17 protein-coding genes are annotated in these 22,160 nt (G+C 65.2%); 9 read left to right on the top strand and 8 right to left on the bottom strand.

Annotation, left to right across the window (positions count from 1 at the left end; genetic code table 11):
• From C1D09_RS17820 to C1D09_RS17805, 4 genes are all read left to right on the top strand, one after another.
• The coding region (locus tag C1D09_RS17820) for a COG4223 family protein (RefSeq protein ID WP_143975551.1) at positions 1-979 on the top strand (979 nt) is incomplete at its 5' end.
• Positions 980-989: 10 nt separating this feature from the next.
• Positions 990-2,591, top strand: a complete 1,602-nt coding sequence (locus C1D09_RS17815; RefSeq protein ID WP_143975550.1) for a heme biosynthesis protein HemY — start codon at positions 990-992, stop codon at positions 2,589-2,591.
• Between the two features lie 52 nt (positions 2,592-2,643).
• Positions 2,644-3,123, top strand: a complete 480-nt coding sequence (locus C1D09_RS17810; protein WP_143975549.1) for a tellurite resistance TerB family protein — start codon at positions 2,644-2,646, stop codon at positions 3,121-3,123.
• A gap of 18 nt (positions 3,124-3,141) precedes the next feature.
• Complete coding sequence (locus C1D09_RS17805) at positions 3,142-3,858, top strand: glutamine amidotransferase (RefSeq protein WP_143975548.1); 717 nt, start codon at positions 3,142-3,144, stop codon at positions 3,856-3,858.
• A gap of 737 nt (positions 3,859-4,595) precedes the next feature.
• On the opposite strand, the gene C1D09_RS33190 is transcribed toward C1D09_RS17805, so the two are convergent.
• Positions 4,596-5,261, bottom strand: coding sequence for a hypothetical protein (locus C1D09_RS33190; protein WP_167514664.1), 666 nt, complete (start codon positions 5,259-5,261; stop codon positions 4,596-4,598).
• On the opposite strand from C1D09_RS33190, the gene C1D09_RS17800 reads away from it, so the two are divergent.
• Positions 5,236-8,160, top strand: a complete 2,925-nt coding sequence (locus tag C1D09_RS17800; RefSeq protein WP_167514663.1) for an autotransporter outer membrane beta-barrel domain-containing protein — start codon at positions 5,236-5,238, stop codon at positions 8,158-8,160. The two genes, C1D09_RS33190 and C1D09_RS17800, sit on opposite strands and share 26 nt — an antisense overlap.
• A 251-nt stretch (positions 8,161-8,411) precedes the next feature.
• Here the strand turns inward: C1D09_RS17800 and C1D09_RS17795 are convergent, their stop codons facing one another.
• The 7 genes from C1D09_RS17795 to C1D09_RS17765 all read right to left on the bottom strand — a co-directional run bounded on the left by C1D09_RS17795 (position 8,412) and on the right by C1D09_RS17765 (position 17,400).
• A complete protein-coding gene (locus tag C1D09_RS17795) occupies positions 8,412-9,650 on the bottom strand; it encodes an MFS transporter (RefSeq protein WP_143975546.1) in 1,239 nt (412 codons plus the stop codon).
• A 262-nt stretch (positions 9,651-9,912) separates the two neighbouring features.
• A complete protein-coding gene (locus C1D09_RS17790) occupies positions 9,913-11,013 on the bottom strand; it encodes an aminotransferase class I/II-fold pyridoxal phosphate-dependent enzyme (RefSeq protein WP_143975545.1) in 1,101 nt (366 codons plus the stop codon).
• Positions 11,014-11,128: 115 nt separating this feature from the next.
• Positions 11,129-11,587 carry a Ros/MucR family transcriptional regulator gene (locus C1D09_RS17785; protein WP_143975544.1) on the bottom strand — a complete coding sequence of 153 codons (459 nt, stop codon included), beginning with the start codon at positions 11,585-11,587 and terminating at the stop codon, positions 11,129-11,131.
• Between the two features lie 211 nt (positions 11,588-11,798).
• Positions 11,799-12,503 carry an ROK family protein gene (locus C1D09_RS17780; protein WP_143975543.1) on the bottom strand — a complete coding sequence of 235 codons (705 nt, stop codon included), beginning with the start codon at positions 12,501-12,503 and terminating at the stop codon, positions 11,799-11,801.
• A 14-nt stretch (positions 12,504-12,517) separates the two neighbouring features.
• Positions 12,518-13,894: a glucose-6-phosphate dehydrogenase gene (zwf, locus tag C1D09_RS17775; RefSeq protein ID WP_143975542.1), complete on the bottom strand. Its 1,377-nt coding sequence runs from the start codon at positions 13,892-13,894 to the stop codon at positions 12,518-12,520.
• Between the two features lie 22 nt (positions 13,895-13,916).
• A complete protein-coding gene (gnd, locus tag C1D09_RS17770; RefSeq protein WP_143975541.1) occupies positions 13,917-14,933 on the bottom strand; it encodes a phosphogluconate dehydrogenase (NAD(+)-dependent, decarboxylating) in 1,017 nt (338 codons plus the stop codon).
• A gap of 49 nt (positions 14,934-14,982) precedes the next feature.
• Complete coding sequence (locus C1D09_RS17765) at positions 14,983-17,400, bottom strand: glucan 1,4-alpha-glucosidase (protein WP_143975540.1); 2,418 nt, start codon at positions 17,398-17,400, stop codon at positions 14,983-14,985.
• Positions 17,401-17,610: 210 nt separating this feature from the next.
• Between C1D09_RS17765 and C1D09_RS17760 the strand changes: the two genes are divergently transcribed.
• The 4 genes from C1D09_RS17760 to C1D09_RS17745 are packed head-to-tail and all read left to right on the top strand — an operon-like array spanning position 17,611 to position 22,076.
• The gene (locus tag C1D09_RS17760; RefSeq protein WP_027047529.1) at positions 17,611-18,624 is read left to right on the top strand and encodes an ABC transporter substrate-binding protein; all 1,014 of its coding nucleotides are present in this window, start codon (positions 17,611-17,613) and stop codon (positions 18,622-18,624) included.
• A gap of 49 nt (positions 18,625-18,673) precedes the next feature.
• Positions 18,674-20,143 (top strand): sugar ABC transporter ATP-binding protein, encoded by a 1,470-nt coding sequence (locus tag C1D09_RS17755; RefSeq protein ID WP_143975539.1) that lies wholly within the window; start codon positions 18,674-18,676, stop codon positions 20,141-20,143.
• Between the two features lies 1 nt (position 20,144).
• A complete protein-coding gene (locus C1D09_RS17750) occupies positions 20,145-21,125 on the top strand; it encodes an ABC transporter permease (protein WP_167514662.1) in 981 nt (326 codons plus the stop codon).
• A 3-nt stretch (positions 21,126-21,128) separates the two neighbouring features.
• On the top strand, positions 21,129-22,076 hold the full coding sequence (locus C1D09_RS17745; protein ID WP_143975537.1) for an ABC transporter permease: 948 nt from the start codon (positions 21,129-21,131) through the stop codon (positions 22,074-22,076).
• Positions 22,077-22,160 lie beyond the last annotated feature (84 nt).

Here is a 22,160-nt window from a genome sequence, read left to right as displayed (position 1 = left end):
CGCCGGTGGCTTGCAATTTGCCGGCCTGCTCGGCGCGCCAGGTTCCGGCGCCGGCGTCTCGCTCGACGGCGTCAATGGCGAAATCGCTTCGCTGAAGACCGAGATTGCCGGGCTGAAGAACGGCGGCGGCAACAACGACGCCGCGGCCAAGGTGGTCGGACTTTCCTCGGGGCTGGAACAGGTAAAGGCCGATGTCGCGGCGCTGAAATCGGCTGTCGAACAGGGCGGCGCTGGCGACAATGCCGGGCTGGCGGCCCTTGGTGACAAGGTCAAGCAGATCGAAACCGCGGTCGCCACCCTCGGCAAGGCCGGCGGCGCGGCGCCGGTCGATCTCGGCCCGCTCAACGAAAAATTGGCTGGGCTCGACGCGCTGGTGAAATCGACGGACGAGGCGGCGAAGGCCCGGGACAGCCGGCTCGCCGCGCTTGAACAGTCGGTGTCACAGCTTTCCGACAAGGTCGAGGCGGCGGCAGGACAGCCGAAGATCGCGCTCGCCATTGCCGCGTCGGCTTTGAAGTCGGCGCTCGAACGCGGTGCGCCGTTCTCGGCGGAACTCGATACGCTGGCCGCGATTTCACCCGACGCGCCTGAGCTCGCGACCTTACGGCCCTATGCCGAAAAAGGCGTGCCCACCCGCACCGAGATCGCCGCGCAGATGGATGCCGCCGCCAATGCCATGGTCGCCGCCGCCACGCCGGTCGACCAGAATGCCGGCTTCCTGCAGAACCTGATGGCGAGCGCCGAATCGCTGGTCAAGGTCCGGCCGATCGGCGCCGTCGAGGGTCCCGGCGCGCCGGAAACCGTGGCGCGCATGGAAGTGGCCGTCACGCAGGGGGACTATGCCAAGGCGCTCAGTGAATACAATTCGCTGCCTGAGGCCGTGAAGGCCGCCGGTGCCGACTTTGCCGGCAAACTGAAGGCGCGCATCGAGGTCGAAACCCAGGTCGACGCGCTGATCTCCGGCGCGATGAAGGCATGAGGGCAAAACGATGATCCGCCTGCTCGCCTTCCTCATCGTCGTCTTCGCGCTCGGGCTCGGCTTTGCCTGGCTGGCTGACCGGCCGGGCGACATGGTCGTCACCTTCGACGGCTATCAGTACCAGGTCAGCCTTATGGTGGCCGCGGTGGCCGTCGTCGCTGTCGTCGCCGCCGTGATGATCCTGTGGTGGCTGATCAGGTCGCTGTGGAACAGCCCCTATACGATCTCGCGCTATTTCCGCGTGCGCCGCCGCGACCGCGGCTACCAGGCGCTGTCGACCGGCATGATCGCGGCTGGCGCCGGTGACGGTGCGCTGGCTCGCAAGAAGACCAAGGAAGCGGCCAAGCTGATCCGTTCCGATCAGGAACCGCTGATCCATCTGCTCGAGGCGCAGGCCTCGCTGCTCGAAGGCGACCATGAGGGCGCGCGCCAGAAGTTCGAAAGCATGCTCGACGATCCGGAAATGCGGCTGCTCGGCCTGCGCGGGCTTTATCTCGAAGCCGAACGGCTGGGTGATCGCAATGCCGCCCGGCACTATGCCGGCCGTGCCGCCGCCGTTGCGCCGCAGCTGGCCTGGGCGGCCGAATCGACGCTGGAGGAAATGACCGCGCGCGGCGACTGGGACGGCGCCTTGAAACTGGTCGATGCGCAGAAGTCGACGCGGCAGATCGAGCGCGACGCCGCCAACCGCCGCCGCGCCGTGCTGTTGACCGCCAAGGCGCAATCGCTCGCCGACAGCGATCCCGCCGCCGCCAGGACAGCCGCGCTCGAGGCCAACAAGCTGCAACCGGATTTCGCCCCGGCCGCCGTTGCCGCCGCCGCCGCGCTGTTCAAGCAGAACGATGTGCGCAAGGGTTCGAAAATCCTGGAGACGGCCTGGAGGGCCGAGCCGCACCCCGAGATTGCCGAACTCTACACCCATGCCAGGCCGGGCGATGCCGTGCTCGACCGGCTCAACCGGGCGAAGAAGCTGCAGGAGATGAAGAGGAACCACGCCGAATCGTCGATGACGGTGGCGCGGGCCGCGCTCGACGCACAGGACTTCGCCACCGCCCGCGGCGAGGCCGAGGCCGCCATCCGGATGGACCGCCGCGAGGGCGCCTATCTGCTGCTGGCCGACATCGAGGAGGCCGAGACGGGCGACCAGGGCAAGGTGCGGCAGCTGCTCTCCAAAGCCGTGCGGGCGCCGCGCGATCCGGCCTGGGTCGCCGATGGCGTCGTTTCGGAACGCTGGGCGCCGGTGTCACCCGTCACCGGACGGCTCGACGCCTTCGAGTGGCGCGCGCCTATGGAGCGGCTTGGCCAGTTGATCGACAGCCATGAAGATGCGCCTGAGACCACGGTGCCGGTGATCGAGGCGCTGGCGAAGCCGGCCAGTGAAAAGCCGGTCGAAACGATCGAGCCTGCCACGGCGGGCAGCGAGACAACTGGCACGGGAGTCGACAGAAGCGAAGACCACGTCGCGCCGATCACCGCGGCTGGGTTCGCGGCGGTGCCGACCGATGCCGAGGCCGTCGAGCCGGCGGAAGAAATGGTGCGGCTGCCGGACGATCCAGGCGTCGATCCGGACGAGGAAGCGGAAAAATCGCCGCGCCGGTTCCGGCTGTTTTGATTTTGGCCTTCGGCCGATTGGCTTGGCCCTGGGGCCTTTTGGGAATGGATTGATGTTCGAACGTGTTCTGTCGTTTCTCAGGGATTTGCCGGCCGGGGCCGGCGCGCAAACCAGCACGGACGATCCGCGCGTCGCCGCCTCGGCGCTGCTCTACCATGTGATGAACGCCGACGGCGTGCGCCAGGACGTCGAATGGGAGCGATTCAAGGCTGTGCTCTCCGAGAGCTACTCGATCAGCGGCGCCGAGCTCGAAGCGCTCGCCGCTGCCGGCGAGCGGGCCGACAATGAGGCGATCGACCTCTATGCCTTCACCAGCGTGCTCAAGCGCCATCTCGACGCGGACGGGCGCAAGGCCTTCATCGGGCTGATGTGGGAGATTGTCTATGCCGATGGCGAGCTGCACGAGCTTGAGGACAATACGGTGTGGCGGGTCGCCGAACTGATCGGCGTCGAACGCCACGACCGGGTCGAGGCGCGCCGCCAGGCGGCCGCGCACGCGCCGGGTGCCCGTGGAACATCCAGCGACGAATAGACGGGATCCCGCCTGACGATGCCGCGCGCAACGAGCTCGAAGCCAAAGATCCTGATCGTGCTGCATCAGGAGAATTCGAGCCCCGGACGCGTTGGCCACATGCTCATCGAAGAGGGTTTCGAGCTCGATATCCGCCGGCCGCCGCTCGGCGACGCCTTGCCGGAGACGCTGGACGGCCATGCCGGCACGGTGGTGTTCGGCGGACCGATGAGCGCCAACGACGAGGATGAGTTCGTTCGTCGCGAAACCAACTGGCTGGAAATCCCGCTCCGCGAGAACCGGCCGTGCCTGGGCATCTGCCTTGGCGCGCAGATGCTGGTCAATCATCTCGGCGGCAAGGTCGAGGGCCACGGCGAAGGGCTGGTCGAGATCGGCTGGTATCCGATCAAGGCGACCGAGGCCGGCAGGAACCTGATGCACTGGCCCGAAATGGTCTACCAGTTCCACCGCGAGGGCTTTTCCCTGCCGAGGGATGCGACGCTGCTGGCGACGGCCGAGACCTACCCCAACCAGGCTTTTCGCTATGGCGACAATGCCTGGGGCATCCAGTTCCACGGCGAACTGACCCGGGTGATGATGCAGCGCTGGGTGGTGCGTGGCGCCCATCGCTTCGAATTGCCGGGCGCGCAGCCCGGCCGCGATCATCTCGGCGGCCGGCTGATCTGGGACATGCATCTGAAGCGCTGGCTGGACGAGTTTTTGCGGATGGTGTTCGGCAAGGGGGCGGTTCGTTAGAGGCAACCCAACTCGCTGGATGGCCGAACTTGGCTCAAAACGACTTGCGTCCGCCGAGGCGCCGACCGCTTTGCGCCCTCATGGCTGTCGTTCGGGCCAGCGACAGCGTTTCTCGGAAGCAGACGCGCAGGCAGAAGTCGTGTATTTGCTGGCACGCTTTTTGGCTGGCCCAGCATGATCGAAGCCGAACTCTGGCAATGGAACAGATGAAGCGCGGTCGGAACCAAGTTGCTGCTTCACTCAATTATAAGTCGCTACTTTACTCAATTGTAAATTGTGATTTTCGGGCAACGGATAGCAGAAAACACAACCAGAAGGCGTCACCATTCGTTGCTCCATGACCCGGCTGCTGCAATCTTCCGGTGGGGGGCTTTGCGGTGACTGAAGGGAATGCCTGTGGGAATCGCTGGAATGCCGGATCGGCCCGGCGCGCCGGAATTGCGCGCGCGGGCAACGCTGGCTTCGTTGCGTGCCGGGCTGCTCGCATCCGCGGCGCTGCTTGTCACCGTCTTGCCGGCCGCGGCCCAGGACGCGACCTGGAATCTCAACCCGACGGCACCTGGAATCCCCGGGACGTTCGATTACAGCAGCGGCGCCAATTGGACCCCGGCAGCAGTGCCGACCGGCACCGCCATTTTCGGAGTATCGAACGGCACCAACCTGTCGCTCACGGCGCCCACCATCACTGTCGGTGGCTGGACACTCAACGCCGGGGCTTCCGCCTATACGTTCAACATTCAATCATTCTTCTCCCCAAAACTGACGTTCAATGGCGCCGGCATTGTTATCGACGGCGGCAGCGCCACCATCAACAACAACGGCTCTCTCTCGTTCTCCAACAGCAGCACGGCCGGCAGCGCCACCATCGTCAATAACAGCGGCGGTTTCAGCACCTTATTGCAGTTCCTCAACAGCAGCACGGCCGGAAATGCCACCATCAACAACAACAACTCGCCATCCAACCAAACAGAAAACATAATAGATTTCTTCAATACGGCCACGGCCGGCAACGCCACCATCAACAACGAAAAAAATCTTAACTTCCGCGACAACAGCACGGCCGACAATTCCAAAATCATCAACAACGCCGTAACGGATTTCTTGGGCGCGAGCACGGCCGGCAACGCCACCATTACCGAGAACGGCTTGTTGGCCTTCCACGACACCAGCACAGCCGGCAACGCCAGCATCACCAACAATGGCGGCACCGGGATGAGTTTCGCAGATACGAGCACGGCCGGCAGCGCCACCATCATTAACAATTTCAATCTGGGTTTCTTTAATACGAGCGCGGCCGGCAGCGCCAACATTACGACCAATAGCGGCGGCACGACTTTCATTCGGGACACGGCCAGTGGCGGCACAGCGCGCTTCATCTTGAACGGGACCGGTGCGCTGGACATTTCAAATCTCACGAGCGGCGGCACCACGGCCGGGTCGATCGAGGGGGACGGCAATGTCCATCTCGGCGCGAACACATTGGCGGTTGGCGGCAATGATCTCTCGACGGCGTTTTCCGGTGTCGTCAGCGGGACCGGCGGGCTGACCAAGGACGGCGCCGGCACACTGACCCTGAACGGCACCAACACCTATACCGGCCTCACAACCGTCAACGGCGGCGCGCTTCTCGTAGAGGGCTCGCTCGGCAATACCGAGACGACGGTCAACAGCGGCGCGACGCTGGGCGGCTCCGGCTCGATCGGCAGCGCGGTGATCATCGCCGATGGCGGCGTGCTGGCGCCGGGTTCCAGCCCCGGCACGCTGACGGTTGGATCGCTCAGCCTGAGTTCGGGCTCAACCCTCAACTACGAGCTTGGCCGGGCCGGCATTGTCGGCGGCGGCGTCAACGACCTGACCGTGGTGACCGGCGACCTGACGCTGGACGGCAGCCTTGACATCACCGATGTCGGCGGCTTCGGGCCTGGCGTCTACCGGCTGATCAATTATGGCGGCACGCTCACCGACAATGGTCTCGAGCTCGGCACTCTGCCGGCCGGCGTCACGCCAGCCGACCTGACGGTGCAGACCTCGGTGGCCAACCAGGTCAATCTGATCAGCACGTTCGTCGCCGAGCTGTTGTTCTGGGACGGCGACGCGGCCGGCAATGCCAACAACAATCTGGTCGATGGCGGCAACGGCACCTGGACGGCGACGAGCCCCAACTGGACGGAAAGCAACGGCCTGAACAACGGCGCCATGACGCCGCAGCCCGGCTTCGCCGTCTTCCAGACGCTCGGCGGCACCGTCGTCGCCGACGACGGCGACGGCGCGCTGGCGGTCACCGGCATGCAGTTTGCAGCCGATGGCTACCGCATCGAGGGCGACGCCATCACGCTGGCCGGCGCCGGCGGCGAAAGCATCATCCGGGTCGGCGACGGCACGGCGGCCGGAGCGGGCTATACAGCCACCATCGCCTCTGTTCTGACCGGGGCCAGCAGCCTGATCAAGACCGATGCCGGCACGCTGGTGCTTTCGGGCGCCAACACCCACACGGGCGGCACGACCGTCTCGGGCGGCGTGCTTTCGGTTGCGGCCGACAACAATCTCGGCGCGGCCGCCGGCAGCCTGACGCTCTCCGGCGGCGCGCTACGCAACACGGCGGCCTTCGCCTCAGCGCGCAATGTTACGCTTTCGGCGGCCGGCGGCACCCTCGACACCGTGGCCGACCTCACTTTGTCCGGCGCGATCTCAGGCAGCGGCAACCTTGCCAAGACCGGCGCCGGCACGCTGGTGCTTGCCTCGGACAACTCGGCATTTACCGGCGCCATTTCGGTCGGCGGTGGCACGCTTGCCGCAGGCGCGGCGAACGCGTTCAGTTCCTCCTCGCAATTCTCGGTTGCCTCGAGCGCCACGCTCGATCTTGCCGGCACTTCCCAGACGGTTGCCGGGCTGGCCAACGCCGGAACCGTGCGCATCGCCGCCGGCGGCGTCGGCCACACGCTGACCGTCAGCGGCAACTATATCGGCATTGGCGGCAACATCGTTCTCAACACCGCGCTCGGTGGCGACAGTTCGGCGACCGACATGCTGGTCATCGCCGGCAACACATCGGGCACGAGCACGCTCCAGATTGCGAATCTCGGCGGCGCCGAAGGCCAGACCGTCGACGGCATCAAGATCGTCGATGTCGGCGGCACCTCGAACGGCACCTTCTCGCTGAAGAGCGACTACACCTTCGACGGCGATGCGGCGGTCGTCGGCGGCGCCTATGCCTACAGGCTCTATGAGGGCGGCGTGAGCACGCCCGCCGACGGCGACTGGTATTTGCGCTCCGCGCTTATCGATAGTGGCGGCCCCGGAACTCCACTCTATCAGGCCGGCGCACCGCTCTATGAGGCCTATGCGGGCTCGTTGCAGAGCTTCAACCAGCTGGGCACGCTGCAGCAGAGGCTCGGCAACCGCTCCTGGACCGTCGAAGCGCAAGGCGCCGATGGGGTCTCCGACGATGTGAAGGCCGAGGCCGGCATCGGGCTGTGGGGCAGGATCGAAGGCGCCAGCGGCTCCTACGATCCGCAAAGCTCGACCACCGGAACGACTTACGACAGCTCGACCTGGAGGCTGCAGACCGGAGCCGACATGCTTTTGTCCGACAGCGCGGCCGGTCAGTTCATCGGCGGCGTCGTCTTCCAGTATGGCACGGTGTCGGCCGACGTCTCGTCGGTGTTCGGCAGCGGGTCGATCGATAGCACCGGCTACGGCGTTTCCGGCTCACTGACCTGGTATGGCGCGGAGGGCTTCTACGTCGACGGCCAGGCGCAAGTGATCTGGTACGACAGCAATCTCGACTCGGCGACCGCGGGGAAGCGGCTCGTCGACGGCAACAAAGGCGTCGGCTATGCGCTCGGCCTCGAAGCGGGCAAGCGCATCATGCTCGACCCGAACTGGTCGCTGACACCGCAGGCGCAGCTTGCCTGGTCATCCATTAATCTCGACGCCTTCACCGACACGTTCGGCGCCAGCGTTGCTCCCGGCGACAGCGACAGCCTGCTCGGCCGCCTCGGCCTCTCGCTCGACCACCAGACGCAATGGCAAGACCGCATGGGCCGCGCCGGCCGCACGAACCTCTACGGCATCGCCAACCTTTACTATGACTTCGGGGATGGCTCGTCCGTCGACCTCGCCGGCAGCACGCTTACCAGCCGCGATAAGCGGCTCTGGGGCGGCCTCGGCATCGGCGGCACGATCAACTGGGCCGACGACAGGTTTTCGGTTTTTGGCGAAGCCGTCGCCCGGACCGACCTGGAAGACTTCGGCGACAGCCATGTTCTGACCGGCTCGCTTGGCTTGCGCGTCAAGTGGTGAAAACAAGGTCGACATCCAACACCGAAGTTGGTTGTGTCGCTCCGCGTCGATCTATGCGGGGCGCCTGAAGGTCTGCTTCTGATTGTGCGAGCCTCGAAGCTGCCAGTCCATTCACGGCATATTGCGGCCCTTCCAGAACTCGGGACGGACGGCTCTCTTGGCGCGCCGGTCTGCCCTCTAACCGTTGTGCTCGCCGGCCGACGAGTTCTCGCTCCGAGCGCCGGACTCGGCGTTTTGGGCCTACCGCCCAATCAGTTGCGCCCGTCGAGGTGCCGCACCCTGCGCAACTGCGGAAACAGCCACGCCCACAGGCCCGCCACCGCGATGGCGCCGACGCCGCCGATCACCACCGCCGGCACGGTGCCGATCAGCGCCGCCATGGTGCCAGCACGGAATTCGCCGACCTCGTTGGAGGCGCCGACGAAAACCTGGTTGACGGCGTTGACGCGGCCGCGCACCTCGTCCGGCGTCCACAGCTGGATCAGCGTCTCCCTGATATAGACGCTGAACATGTCGGTCGCGCCGAGCAAGGCCAGTGCGACGATCGACAACCAGGTGATGGTCGACAGGCCAAACAGCACGGTGCAGGCGCCGAATGCCGCGACGAAGCCGAGCATGATCTTACCGGCATTGTCACGAAGCGGGTGCCCGGCCAGCCAGACCGCAACACAGATGGCGCCTATGCCGGGCGCCGAGCGCAAAAGACCGAGGCCCCAAGGGCCGAGTTCAAGAATATCGCGCGCATAGACCGGCAACAGCGCCGAGGCGCCCGACAGAAGCACGGCGAACAGATCGAGCGAGATGGCGCCGAGCACGATCTTCTCGCTCCATATGTAGCGGAAGCCGGCAAACAGCGTCTCCATCGTCGGCTTGTCGGTGGCGCTCCGCTGGGCCGGCCTGGGAATGGTGAAGATCAGCAGACCGGCCACCAGCATCAGCAGAGAGGCAGTGCCGTAGGCCAACTCGGCCGACACGCCGTAGAGCAGGCCGCCGGCGACCGGGCCGACGATCGTCGCCGTCTGCCAGGCGGACGAGTTCCAGGCGATGGCATTGCCGAAATCTTCCGGTGGCACCAGATTGGCAAACAGCGACGACGAGGCCGGTCCGTAGAAGGCACGCGCCATGCCGAACAGCGCCAGGACGACGAAGATCGGCAGCGGACTGAGGAGGCCCCGCAGCGTGAAATACAGGAGCACCAGCGCACAGCCTGCCTCGACCACCGTTGCCAGCGCCATGATCAGCCGGCGGCCGAAGCGGTCGGCGACGACGCCGGTGATCAGCACCAGAAGCAGGGACGGCGCGAACTGGACGATGCCGACAATGCCGAGGTCGAAAGGATCGCGAGTCAAATCATAGACCTGCCAGCCGACGGCGACAGAGACGATCATGGTCGCGAAAGTGGTGAGGAAGCGCGCCGTCCAGTAGCTGAGGAAAGCTTTGTGCCGGAAGGCAGCGTAACGCTGCTCTGGTGGAGTTTGCAGGGATGTCATGAATATAGGCCCCGTTGCGATCGCATTGGAACGACGCGCATCCCACCGGACGCACAAAGTACGCTCCAACGCCGATTAGTTTCGTATCGTGTTTTCCGAGAATCGGAGTGGATTTTCGGGCCGATGCGATGCCGGCGGGGCACTTCCCAGATGGGCGCTGGTCCGACCAATGGAACGTCTAGCAAAGTTCGATGCGGGATGTGTGCGAAAATCAGCACTGGATCAAGGGATTTCAGCCCGTTGCGTCCATCGCACAGGGAAGTTACTGCCGAAGTGCCGCCGAAATGGCGTCGAGCCCGCCTCGCAACTCGACCTCCGTCGGCCAGCCGAAGCCGACGCGGAAGAAGCGTTTTTCCATTTCGAACCAGTGGCCGGGCCCGACATAGGTGCCATGGTTTTCCAGCAGGTTCACATAGAAGCGGTCGAGATCGAAGCCGGGTTCGACCTTGAGGCGCGGGAAGCCGACGACGCCGCCCTCGGGGCGCACCCAGTCGACCAGCGGCTCGCGGTCGATCCAGGCCTGGACGATGTCTCGACGCTTCGCCATTTCGGGCAGCAGCGCTCCCAGGAAAGCCTCACGACGCTCGAGCATGCCGCACGCAATGCCTTCGTCGATGACGCTGCCGCAGATGCCGATCTGTTCCTTGGCGGCAAGGAACGTCTCCTGAAGCGCGGCATCCCTGGTGATCAGCCAGCCGATGCGGATGCCCGGAATGCCGAAGGCCTTCGACAGCGACGAGACGCTGATCGCCTTCTTGCTCAGCGACGCCGCCGACGGCAGGCGCCTGCCATAGGAAAGGTCGCGGTAGGTCTCGTCGACCAGCAAATGGCAATTGCGGCTTTCCGCGAGCGCCACCAGCGCGTCGAGATCGGCCTGGCGCATCATCGTGCCGGTCGGGTTGTGTGGGCACGTTACGCTTATCAGCCTGGTGTTCGGCCGCATCGCCGCCCTGACGGCCTCGACATCGATGGCAAAGCCTTGCTCGAAGGCGAGGTCGACAAAGCCGATGGCGCAGCCGATCGCGCGTGGTGTTTCGATGTTCGTGGCATAATTGGGCCGTATGACGACGAGATGATCGCTCGCCGACAGCAGCGACGTCGAGATGATGAACAGCGCGCCGGCCGCACCGGCGGTGACCAGCACATCGTCAGGCGAGATGCCGGCATCCTGCGCCGCTATCAGAGCGCGCAGTTCCTTGTCGCCGCGATGCTCGCCATAGAACAGCGTGAGGTCCGGCAGCGAAAGGCCAATGTCTGAAAGCTTCTGGTCGGCGATCGAACTTTCGGAAAGATTGTAGAGGATGCGGTCGTAGCCGTACTCCTCCGGCGCCTCTTTCTCGATCACCATCCTGGTGTAGTTCATGGCTTCCCCCGCATGACCTTTGTCCGGTTCATCCAAGCCACAAAAACAGGAAGCCTGCCAAGGCGGTTTCGCCGGCAGGCTCCTGTTCCAGTCGTCCTAAATATTGGCTCAGGGCTCAGGCCGAAACCTTGGCCTTGCGGCCCTTGGCTTTGACGGGCGCCACTTCGACGGCCTTGCGGCCGAGGCCGATCGACTTCGCCAGTTGCGAGCGCGAGGCCGCATAGTTGGGCGCCACCATCGGATAGTCCGACGGAAGGCCCCATTTGGCGCGGTAGGCGTCCGGCGTCAGGCCGAAATGCACGCCGAGATGGCGCTTGAGGGATTTGAACTTCTTGCCGTCTTCGAGGCAGATGATGAAATCCGGCGTCACCGACTTCTTCGGGTTGACCGCGGGAACCAGGGGGGCCGCCACCGGCACTGCCGGCTTGCCGAGCCCGCCGATCGAGGCGGCGACGCTGGCGATGAGGTCCGCCAGGCCGGAGGCGGGCAGGCGGTTCTTCTCGACGTAGGCGGATACGATGTGGGCGGTCAGCTCGAGAAGGTCGATGCGAGCGTCGTTGCTATCGTCGGTCAATGTTTCCTCCGTCTATGGTGCGCGGCCTTGAAAATGGGGATCGTTTTCGAAGGGACGAGGCACAAATCAAAAATGCTGAAGGGTCGTCAAGCGTATCCAGTGGAGCACGCGGGTCAGTGCGTGAAATTCCTAGTCGGCCAATCTGCACAACGCAATGATTAAGGGTGGCGTCACACGTTATTTTGAACAACTATACTGAACTGTAATAATATCAGACGATCAAGGCCTTGTCTCGCCACAGACGAAATCCGCCTTCGAAGGCGCGTGTGTTGTCACCGCGCCTGGCCTCGGCCGGCAACTCGTCGAGCTTGTCGACATTGCCGCCGCCAATGACGACATAGTCTGGCTGCAGGGCGGCGCGCAGCCGGGTGACGACGTCGAAGACGTATTTGCGCCACTTCGTCTTGCCGCGCTTCTCCAGGCCGCGCTCGCCGACATAGTCCTCGAAACTGCGGCCTTTCCTGTAGGGAAGATGGGCGAGCTCCAACGGCTGGCCGACATTGTCGAAGACCATGGCCGCACCGAGGCCGGTTCCCAGCCCCAGGAACAGCATGCGCCCGCCTTCATAGCTGCCGATGGCCTGCATCAGCGCATCATTGACGACCTTGACCGGCTTGCCGAACTGCGTGGCGAAATCGAAGCCGGCCCAGCCCTTGCCGAGATTCTTGGGGTCGAGCACGGGCTTGTTGTGCCGCACCGGGCCGGGATAGCCCATCGAGATGACGTCGTAGGACAAGCCCTCGGCGAGCTTCTTCACCTTGTCGATCATCTGCTGCGGCGTCAGTCCCGGCCCGGAATCGTCCCGGCGCTCGGCGCCGCCGGCGCTGGTCAGGATCTTGACGTGCGAGCCGCCAATGTCGATCGAAAGCACGATCTGCTCGGCGTCCGATGCCGCCTTCTTCACCGCTTTGGCCATAGCGTCCCCTCCACTCATGCCACCGGGTCGATCCAGCCATTGGGAGGCCCGAAGCCGGCCATGGCGTCGGCCGGCCCCCATGTCTTCGGCTCGTAGAGATGCGGCGGCGTGGTGTCGCCGAGCACCGGCCCGACGATGCGCCAGGCGAGCTCGGCCGCGTCCTGGCGGGTGAAGAGCTGGCCATTGCCGTTCATGGCGTCGCCGATCAGCCTTTCGTAAGGCGGCATGTCGGCCTTGCTGTCGTCGAGCGCCGTGAGTTCCACCTGCTCACCGACCATGTCGTCGCCAGACGCCTTGCGCTGCGCGCCGATGGCGATCACCACCTGCGGGTCGATGCGGAAACGCACGTAGTTCTGGTCGGCGGGCTTGATCGGGTCGAAGACGTCGAGCGGCGGGCGCTTCAGCCGCACCACCACTTCAGTGACATGCACAGGCATGTTCTTGCCGGCGCGGATGAAGAAGGGCACATCCTGCCAGCGCCATGTGTCGACGAAGAAGCGCACCGCCGCGAAGGTCTCGACCGGCGAATTCGGCTTCACGCCGGGCTCGGCGAGATAGCCGGTGAACTGGCCGCGCACGACATCCTCTTTCGTCAGTGTCCGGATGGCCCGAAGCACCTGCACCTTTTCGTCGATCAGGTCGTCGGCGGAGCGGCCGACCGGAGGTTCCATGGCCAGCAGCAAGAGGATGTTGAGCAGATGGTTCTCGATGACATCCCTTATGCAGCCGACATCGTCATAGAACCGGCCACGGCCCTCCACGCCAAAATCCTCGGCCATGGTGATCTGCACGCTCTCGACGAAATTGCGGTTCCAGATCGGCTCGAGGAAGGAATTGGCGAAGCGGAAATAAAGCAGGTTCTGGATCGCTTCCTTGCCCAGATAGTGGTCGATGCGGAAGATCGACTGTTCGTCGAACACCAGATGCAGCACCCGGTTCAGCCAGCGTGCCGACTGCAGATCGTGGCCGAACGGCTTTTCCACCATCAGCCGCGCGCCACGCGCGGTGCCCGACTGCTCCAACCCCTGCACGACAGTCTCGAACATGGTCGGCGGCACCGCCATGTAGTGGAGCGGCCGCTGGGCGGTGCCAAGCGCGGTCTTCAGCTTCTCGAAGGTAGCGGGATCGCGGTAGTCGCCGCTGACATAGCGCAGCAGCGAGGCGAATTTGGCGAACACCTTCTCGTCGATCTTGCCGATGGCGTTGACGATGCCGTCGCGGGCGCGGGCCTGCAACTGCTTGATGTCCCAGGCGTCGAAGGCGACACCGATCACCGGTTCGGTGAGCGTGCCCTTGGCGACCATCTGGTACAGGGCCGGAAATATCTTCTTGTGGGCGAGGTCGCCGGTGGCGCCGAAGAGCACCAGCGTGTCGGACCGTTCCTGGCTCATGCGTGCGTCTCCCGCTGTGGCGTCACTTGCCGGCCTTCGGCTTTTCGACATGGCCGCCGAAGGCGTAGCGCATGGCGGACAACAGCTTGTCCGAGAATTCGGATTCACCTTGCGAGGAGAAGCGGTCGAACAGCGCCGAGGACAGCACCGGCGCCGGCACGCCGGTGTCGATCGCCGCCTTCAGGGTCCAGCGGCCTTCGCCGGAATCCGAAACCCGGCCGCCGAACTGCGCGAGGCCAGGATCGCTCTTCAGCGCGCCCGCGGTGAGGTCGAGCAGCCACGAGCCGATGACGCTGCCATGCCGCCAGACCTCCGCCACCTGCGGAAGATCGATGTCGAACTGGTAATATTGCGGGTTTTCCAGCGGGCTGGTCTCGGCGTCGGCCGTGCGCGGCCGCTTGCCGGCATTGGCCGACTTCAGGATGTTCATGCCTTCGGCATAGGCGGCCATGACGCCATATTCGATGCCGTTGTGGACCATCTTGACGAAGTGGCCGGCGCCGCTCGGTCCACAATGCAGGTAACCGAAGGGCGCGGTGCCGGCGGCCTTGTCGGGCGCCGGCGCGCCGGCATCGGCGCCGGGCGCCAGCGTGGCGAAGATCGAATCGAGGTGCTGCACCGCAACGTCGGGACCGCCGATCATCAGGCAGTAGCCGCGCTCGAGGCCCCAGACACCGCCGCTGGTGCCGACATCGACGAGATGGATGCCCTTGGCGGCCAGTTTCGCCGCCTGGTCGACGGCGTCGTGATAGTAGGAGTTGCCGCCGTCGATGACGATGTCGCCGGGCTCCATCAGGGCCGAGACCTGATCGATGATCTTGCCGGTGATCGCCGCCGGCAGCATCAGCCAGACACAGCGCGGCTTGGCGAGCTTGCCGACGAACTCCGTCAGGGATGCCGCGCCCAGCGCGCCGTCGCTGACCAGGGCCGCGACGCTTGCCGGGTTGATGTCGTAGACGACGCATTCATGGCCGTCGCGCATCAGGCGCCGCACCATGTTGGCACCCATCCGGCCCAGTCCCATCATTCCGATCTGCATGGTTTCGTCCTGTTTCCTAGAGATTTTCCGGGTTTATCGAGGAAGGATCTTAGCCGTTATCCCGCGCGCCTGATGTGACGGAGAAGTCGACATTCTCCCAATCGCCGGTTCCGGGCCAGAAAAAAGTGAAGATCAGGGTGCTTCCGCCGGGGAGGCCGGCGGTGGGAAGATCGGCAAGATGAATGCCGAAGGCATTTTCCGCCGTCTGGCTGTCATGGGCGGTTGCCCAACCGTCGCTGCTCCAGTGCACCGTGGCCGCGGCCTGCAATTCGATGCGCAGCGTCTTGCCCTCGGGCAGCGTGCGGATCTTGTTGTTGAAGCGCCAGGTCCTGAATGGCGATACGGTCTTGTCCTTGATGTAGCGCTTCACGCCTTGCGGCGGCATGTCGAAGACAACGCCGTCGCGCAGCGAGCGCAGCAGCTTGATATGCTCGGAATGCGCCCAGACCAGCGGCATGGCGCTGCCCGAGGGGCGGCCATGCCGCAACTCGCGCTCCGGCAGGTCGACGCCGTCCCAGACCTGCTCCGGCAGGAGGCCGCCGGGCTCGGCCGAACCTTCCAATGCCGCCAGAAGACTGGCTGCCTTATCCATGCGCCCCGCCGCCAGTTCATAGTGGGCGCGCTCGCCGGCGAGCAATGGCCACGGCCGGCCCTGGCCGGTGCCGTCGAAAGGCGCGCCCTCCTGGTGTTCGCCATAGCCGTCGCCATTGTAGCGATACCAGAGCGGGCCTTGCGGCAGCGCGCAGCGCAAGTGCGCGTCGATGACCTTGACCGTATCGACGATGCGCGGGTCATCAGCCGACCTCAGGCCGAAGCGCACCAGCGCCAGCGCGTCCGGGCTGACGATTTCCTGCGCCGGCCGGTCGGTGTCGTCGGGCGGCCGGTTCTTGATCGGCACATAGCCGTCCTTCGGCGAGGCGGCCTCGGCGCTGTCGGGTGGCGCGATGCGAACATAATAGCCTTCGACGCCGGCCGCCCTGCCGATGGCCGTGTCGGTGGCATAGGTCCAGCGTTCGACCTGGTCGTTCCAGCCGTCCGATGTCTCGCGCAAATAGGTTGCTTCGTCCTTCCTGCCGCAGGCATCGAGCAGGTCGGCCGCGGCAAGCAGAGCCGCGATCTCGACGGCCAGGGTGAACGGGCTGTAGCCGGCATCCTCTTCCCAGCGGTCCTCGCCGGTAACCGGTCCATTGCGCACGACATAGGTCGCGGCGCGCTCGATCATCGGCAGGAAGGCGGCAAGCCTGGCGCGGGGCAGGTGTCCCGCGCGATGCAGGGCATCGGCCAGAAGCAGCGGCAAGGCGCATTCGTCCATCTGGATGCCTGGCCAATAGGCCGACCCGTCGAGCCAGACATTTTGCGGCCAGTGCCCATCCGGCTGCTGAATGGAGCGCAGATACTCGAGGATCTGCAAGGCCGAGCCGGCATCGCCGGCGGCGAGAAAGCCGCCCGCCGTCTCCACAAGATCGCGCGGCCAGACCAGATGGTAGCCGCCGAGATCGTCGTCCCCCTTGTTGAAACCCCAGGGGATGGACAGGCTGGCGACCGCCGCGCCCGGCATGGCGGTGGAGCGGTGCGTCGCCAGAACCGCGGTCGAGGTGCGATAGGTGTTGATGCCGGATGCCGCTGTCCGGTCCAGGGGCAGCAGGCCCGCCTGCCATTTGCGCCAATTCTGGACGTAGGCCTTGGCGGCGGGCTCAAAGCCCCGATTCAGGCTGGCGAAGGCATTGTCGGCGGCCTCGTCCGGCGTCGCGCCGAAACCCAGCGCCAGCACCGCTTTTGTCTTGGTCGGCGAAAGACCGATCTCGCCGGTCAGCGCGACATTGCCGTCTTCCGCGCGCTGGCAAGCCGGATCGAGCTTGCCGGTATGGTTCAGTTGCTGCCAGCCGTCGGAGAAACCTACATAGCCGGCTGAACAGTCCCGCCAGGGCAGCGACGAGGCCAGTGCCAGGCAAGAGCCGCGGCCCGAGGCGAACAGCACGGGCTTTCCCTTGTGGTCGCCGACCCAGGCGGTGTTGCCCATGCCGGCATTGACTAGATGCGGCGCCAGCAGCGCGTAGACGCGGTAATCGTCGGGCGCACCTTCAAGCGCGGTGAAGGTGATTTCCTGCAGCAGCACGGGCCGCGCCGGATCGCACAGGGTGCGCTTCTCGATGCGGTAGGCGCCGTCGGCGGCCGTGTTGACCATCCGGTAGGCGGGCACGCCGGCCTCGAACGGCTCTATTTCATGCGCGGCATCGCGCTTCTCTTCCGAGAAATAGCCGTTGGGGCCGGTGACGATCAGGCCGAGGTCGCGCGTGCAGGCACAGTCGAGCCGCGGATAATAGATTTCGTTCAGGATGCCGTGGCTGACGGTGAACCAGATCCGGCCGGCGGGCGACAGCGAGGTGCCGACGCCGCTCTTGGCGCTCGATGTCCAGCGCGCCGGAATGCCCGGTGCGCCCGGGGGAACGATCGGCGTCACTGCCATCTCTGTTTGGCCTCCTGTGCGCATGGCTTACCCATCCAGTCAGACCATTTCAATTGGCGCACCGCAAGTTGATCGGCAGGCTTTGCGGATTGCAGTTGACAGGGTCGCTGTCCCGGTTGCATTTGTCTGACAATCGATAAAAAACAGGAACGCAGGCTCGATTTTTCACCTAGAATCCGCACGACCAGCAACTCTTGGGAGGAGTATGACATGAAGAAACTGTTAGCCTTGAGCGCTCTTGCCGCAATGCTCGCATCGGGCACGGCACTTGCCGATACCAGCGGCAAGAAGATCGCATTCTCGAACAATTACGCCGGCAATTCGTGGCGGCAGGCCATGCTCGACAGCTACGGCATCGTCACCAAGAAGGCGGTCGCCGACAAGATCGTCGGCGCGGCCGACATCTTCACCACCGCCGACAAGGAAGTGCCGACGCAAGCGGCCCAGGTGCAGAACCTGATCCTGCAGGGCTATGACGCCATCGTCATCAATGCCGCCTCGCCGGACGCCCTCAACGGCGCCATCAAGCAGGCCTGCGATGCCGGTATCACGGTCGTCTCCTTCGATGGCACCGTGACCGAGCCCTGTGCCTACCGCGTCGTCGTCGACTTCAAGGACATGGGCAAGCAGGAAGTCGAGCAGATGGCCAAGTTCCAGCCCAAGGGCGGGAACCTTCTGGAAATCCGTGGCCTGGCAGGCACCTCGATCGACGATGCCATCCATGCCGGCATCCTCGAAGGCGTCGCCGCCCATCCCGAGTTCAAGATCGTCGGTTCGGTGACCGGCGACTGGGATCAGACGACGGCGCAGAAAGCCGTTGCGACCATCCTGCCTTCATTGCCCGACGTGGTCGGCATCGTCGACCAGGGTGGTGACGGCTATGGTGCCGCCCAGGCTTTCGCCGCCGCCGGCAAGCCGCGCCCGACCATCATCATGGGCAACCGGCAGGACGAGCTGAAGTGGTGGAAGGAGCAGAAGGACAAGGACGGCTACAAGACCTGGTCGGCTTCGATCGCGCCCGGCGTGTCGTCGCTCGCCTTCTGGGTGGCGCAGCAGGTGCTCGATGGCCGCAAGGACATTCCGCACGATCTGCTGGTGCCGTATCTGGCCTTCACCCAGGACGACTTCGAGGCAGCCCTGCCGAAGATCAAGGAAGGCGGCGTCGCCACCCACGAATACACGCAGGAAGACGCCCTCGCGGCGATCAAGGCCAACATCAAGTGAATGTCGCGCCAGCGTCGCCCTTCGTACCATCGCGCGGATATCTCTAGGCATGCCTGAAGGGGACGCTGACATCATCAGACTGAACGGCGCCGAAAAACATTTCGGCGCCGTTCGCGCACTGGGCGGCGTGGACTTCCATGTCCGGCGCGGCGAATGCGTCGGCCTCGTCGGCCACAACGGCGCCGGCAAATCGACGCTGATGCACATGGTGGCTGGCACGCTGACGCCGGACAGCGGCAAGATCGGCGTGCATGGCGGCGTCGAGGACAACTACTCGGTGTCGCGGGCGCAAAAGCGCGGCATACGCTGCGTGTTCCAGGAACTGTCGCTCTGCCCCAATCTCAGCGTCGCCGAAAACACGCGCATCAACCACGCGTCGCTCTCGGGCCTCGGCTGGCGACGCAAGGCGGCCGCGCTGATCACCGCCAAGCTTGACGAGATCTTTCCGGATCATGGCATTTCGGCCTGGGACATTGTCGGCGACCTGTCGATCGGCCGGCGCCAGATGGTCGAGGTGGCACGCGCCTTCACGGTGACGCAGGACAGGCTCGACCTGGTCATCCTCGACGAGCCGACATCATCGCTGGACGCGCATACGGCCGGCCAATTGCTGGCCTTCGTGCGCCGCTTCATCGCCGGCGGCAAGAGCTGCATCCTGATCTCGCATGTGCTGGGCGAAGTGCTCAGGAATGCCGACCGCATCGTGGTGATGCGCGACGGCAAGGTGGTCGTCGCCGATGCGGCGAGTGCCTTCGATCGCGACCGGCTGGTGACGGCGATGGGCGGGGCGGAGGCGCGCCAGAAGATCGCCGCCGAAATTGCCGCCGCCAGGCCGGCAGCCGGCCCCTTGCGGGTGCGGGCGCGCGCCGCCGCGCAGAAGGACGGCGCCGACCTTGTCGCCCGTGCCGGCGAGATCATCGGCCTTGCCGGGCTGGCGGGACACGGCCAGACCGACCTGTTGCTGGCGATTTTCGCTGCTGCTTCCCGCGCCAGGACCGGCATCGAAGTAACCGCGCCGGTGGCGCTGGTCGCAGGCGACCGCCAGTCGGACGGCATTTTCCCGCAATGGTCGATCGCCGAAAATATCGGGATCCGCTCGCTGGCGCGGCTGCGCAACGGGCTGCTGATTTCGCCGCGGCGCGAGGCCGAACTGGCCGAGTTCTGGCAGAAGAAGATCGGCATCCGCACACCCGACATGAACAACAACATCTTCTCGCTGTCGGGCGGCAACCAGCAGAAGGCACTGTTTGCCCGCGCGCTCGGCTCGGATGCCCAGATCGTGCTGATGGACGATCCGATGCGCGGCGTCGATATCGGCACCAAGCTGGAAGTTTACGACCTCGTGCGCGAGGAGGCTGGCCGCGGCCGCACCTTCCTCTGGTACACCACGGAAACCGAGGAACTCGACAATTGCGACCATGTCTATGTCTTCAAGAACGGCCGCATCGTCGCCAATCTGGGTCGCGACGAATTGACCGAAGAGAAGATCATCCAGTCCTCCTTCGGCGATGCGGCCTGAGATGACCGCCGCCAGCCTCGAAGCCACCGCCAGGAGTTCCGCCGAGCGAGGCGCGCTGGCCCGTGCCCGCCTGCTGCGCGGGCTGCTGCCGGCGCTGTCGCTGGCATTGGTGCTGCTGGCCATCGCCTGGCTAAACCCACGCGCCATCAGCTATTTCGGCTTCAGCCTGATGCTGAACCTGGCGATCCCGATCGCGCTGGCGACGATCGCGCAGATGTTCGTCATTTCAGGCAACGAGCTCGATCTGTCGATCGGCACCTTCGTCGGTTTCGTGGGTTGCGTCACCGCGACCTGGCTGAAGGACGCGCCGCTTATCGGCGTCGCCATCCTGCTTGGCTCGATCGGCGTCTATGCGCTGCTCGGCGCGCTGATCCATCTGCGCAATCTGCCGTCGATCGTGGTGACGCTTGGCATGAGTTTCGTCTGGCAGGGGCTCGCCATCCTCGTCCTGCCCAAGCCCGGCGGCAAGGCGCCGGACTGGCTGCTGGCGATCATGTCGTTCAAGCCGCCCTTCGTGCCGTTCCCGATCATCGCGGCGCTGCTGATCGGCCTCGTCGTCCATTTCGGCCTGATGCGCACCTCCTATGGCGTGATCCTGCGCGGCTCCGGCGGCAATCCGGCGGCGCTCAAGCGCGCCGGCTGGTCGCTGCTCAGAACCAAGATCGTGCTGTTCGCGCTGGCCGGCCTTTTCGGCGTGCTGTCGGGCATGGCGCTGATCGGCATCACCACCTCGGCCGATGCCAATATCGGCAACGGCTATACGCTGCTGTCGATCGCCGGCGTCATTCTCGGCGGCGGTGAATTCGTCGGCGGCCGTGTGTCGCCGATCGGCGCGGTGATCGGCGCGCTGACATTGGCACTGGCCGCTTCGCCGCTGCTCACCTTCATGCACATTCCGCCGGACTGGCAGGTGGCCGCCAACGGCGCCATCTTGATCATCGTGCTCGCGGCACGGGTTCTGATCAGCCGCAGGGAGAGGTAAGCGATGATCCTGGTTAGATCGCTGGCCGGCAAACCCTGGGTATGGTCGTTCCTCGGCGCGCTGGTCGTGTGGCTGGCGACGATCGCCTTCACCGGCGGCTACGGCGCCGGCGGCATGGTCACCGCTGCATTGTCGCTGGCGGTGTTCACGGTCATCGTCGGCGTCGGCCAGATGTTCGTCATCACGCTTGGGCCCGGCAATGTCGACCTGTCGCTGCCGGCCAACATCGGCCTCGCCAGCGCGGTCGCCATGAAGGTGATGGCCGGCAGCGATTCCATGATCGTGGTCGGCCTTCTGGCGGCGCTCGCCTGCGGCGCGGCGATCGGCGCGGTCAACTATCTGCTGATCTGGGCGTTGCGCATCCCGCCGATCATCGCCACCTTGTCGGCAAGCTTCATCATCCAGTCGATCGACATCAGCTACGGCCGTGGGCTGCAGATCAAGCCGCCCCCGGGCTTCGCCGATTTCACCAACTGGCAGGTCCTGGGCATTCCCGTGCTGGCGGTGCTGACCGTGCTGTTCACGATCGGCGCGGCCATCGCCTTGCAGCGCATGATCTATGGCCGCTCGGTGCTGGCGATCGGCCAGAATATCCGCGCCGCCTGGCTCGCCGGCGTCAATGTCGGGCGCATCCGTTTCCTCACCTACACGCTGTCGGGCGCGCTCGGCGGCATCGATGGCGCCCTGCTCGCCGGCTATTTCCGCGGCGCCAATGTCGATATCGGCAATGAATACCTGCTCGCCTCGATCGCCGTCGTCGTCATCGGCGGCACGTCTGTGGCCGGCGGCAAGGCCAATGTGCCCGGCGTGTGGGGCGCGGCGCTGTTTCTGGTGCTGCTGCTCACCATGCTCAACACGTTTGGGGTCAGCGCCGGCGTGCGGCTGCTGCTGACGGGGCTGATCATTGTCGGCGTGATCACGGCGGCGGGTGGGGAGAAGGCGGTGCGGTGATCGCCGTTCCAAAGCATCTGGCGTGCATCGACCGCGACCTCCTGGGGCGGCCCGTCGCGCCCCAAACGTTGGGCCAGCCCAACA

Source organism: Mesorhizobium intechi, from assembly GCF_002879535.1.
Classification (GTDB): domain Bacteria; phylum Pseudomonadota; class Alphaproteobacteria; order Rhizobiales; family Rhizobiaceae; genus Mesorhizobium; species Mesorhizobium intechi.
Note: the sequence above shows the minus strand (reverse complement) of the source record. Positions and strands in the feature narration are given on the sequence as shown.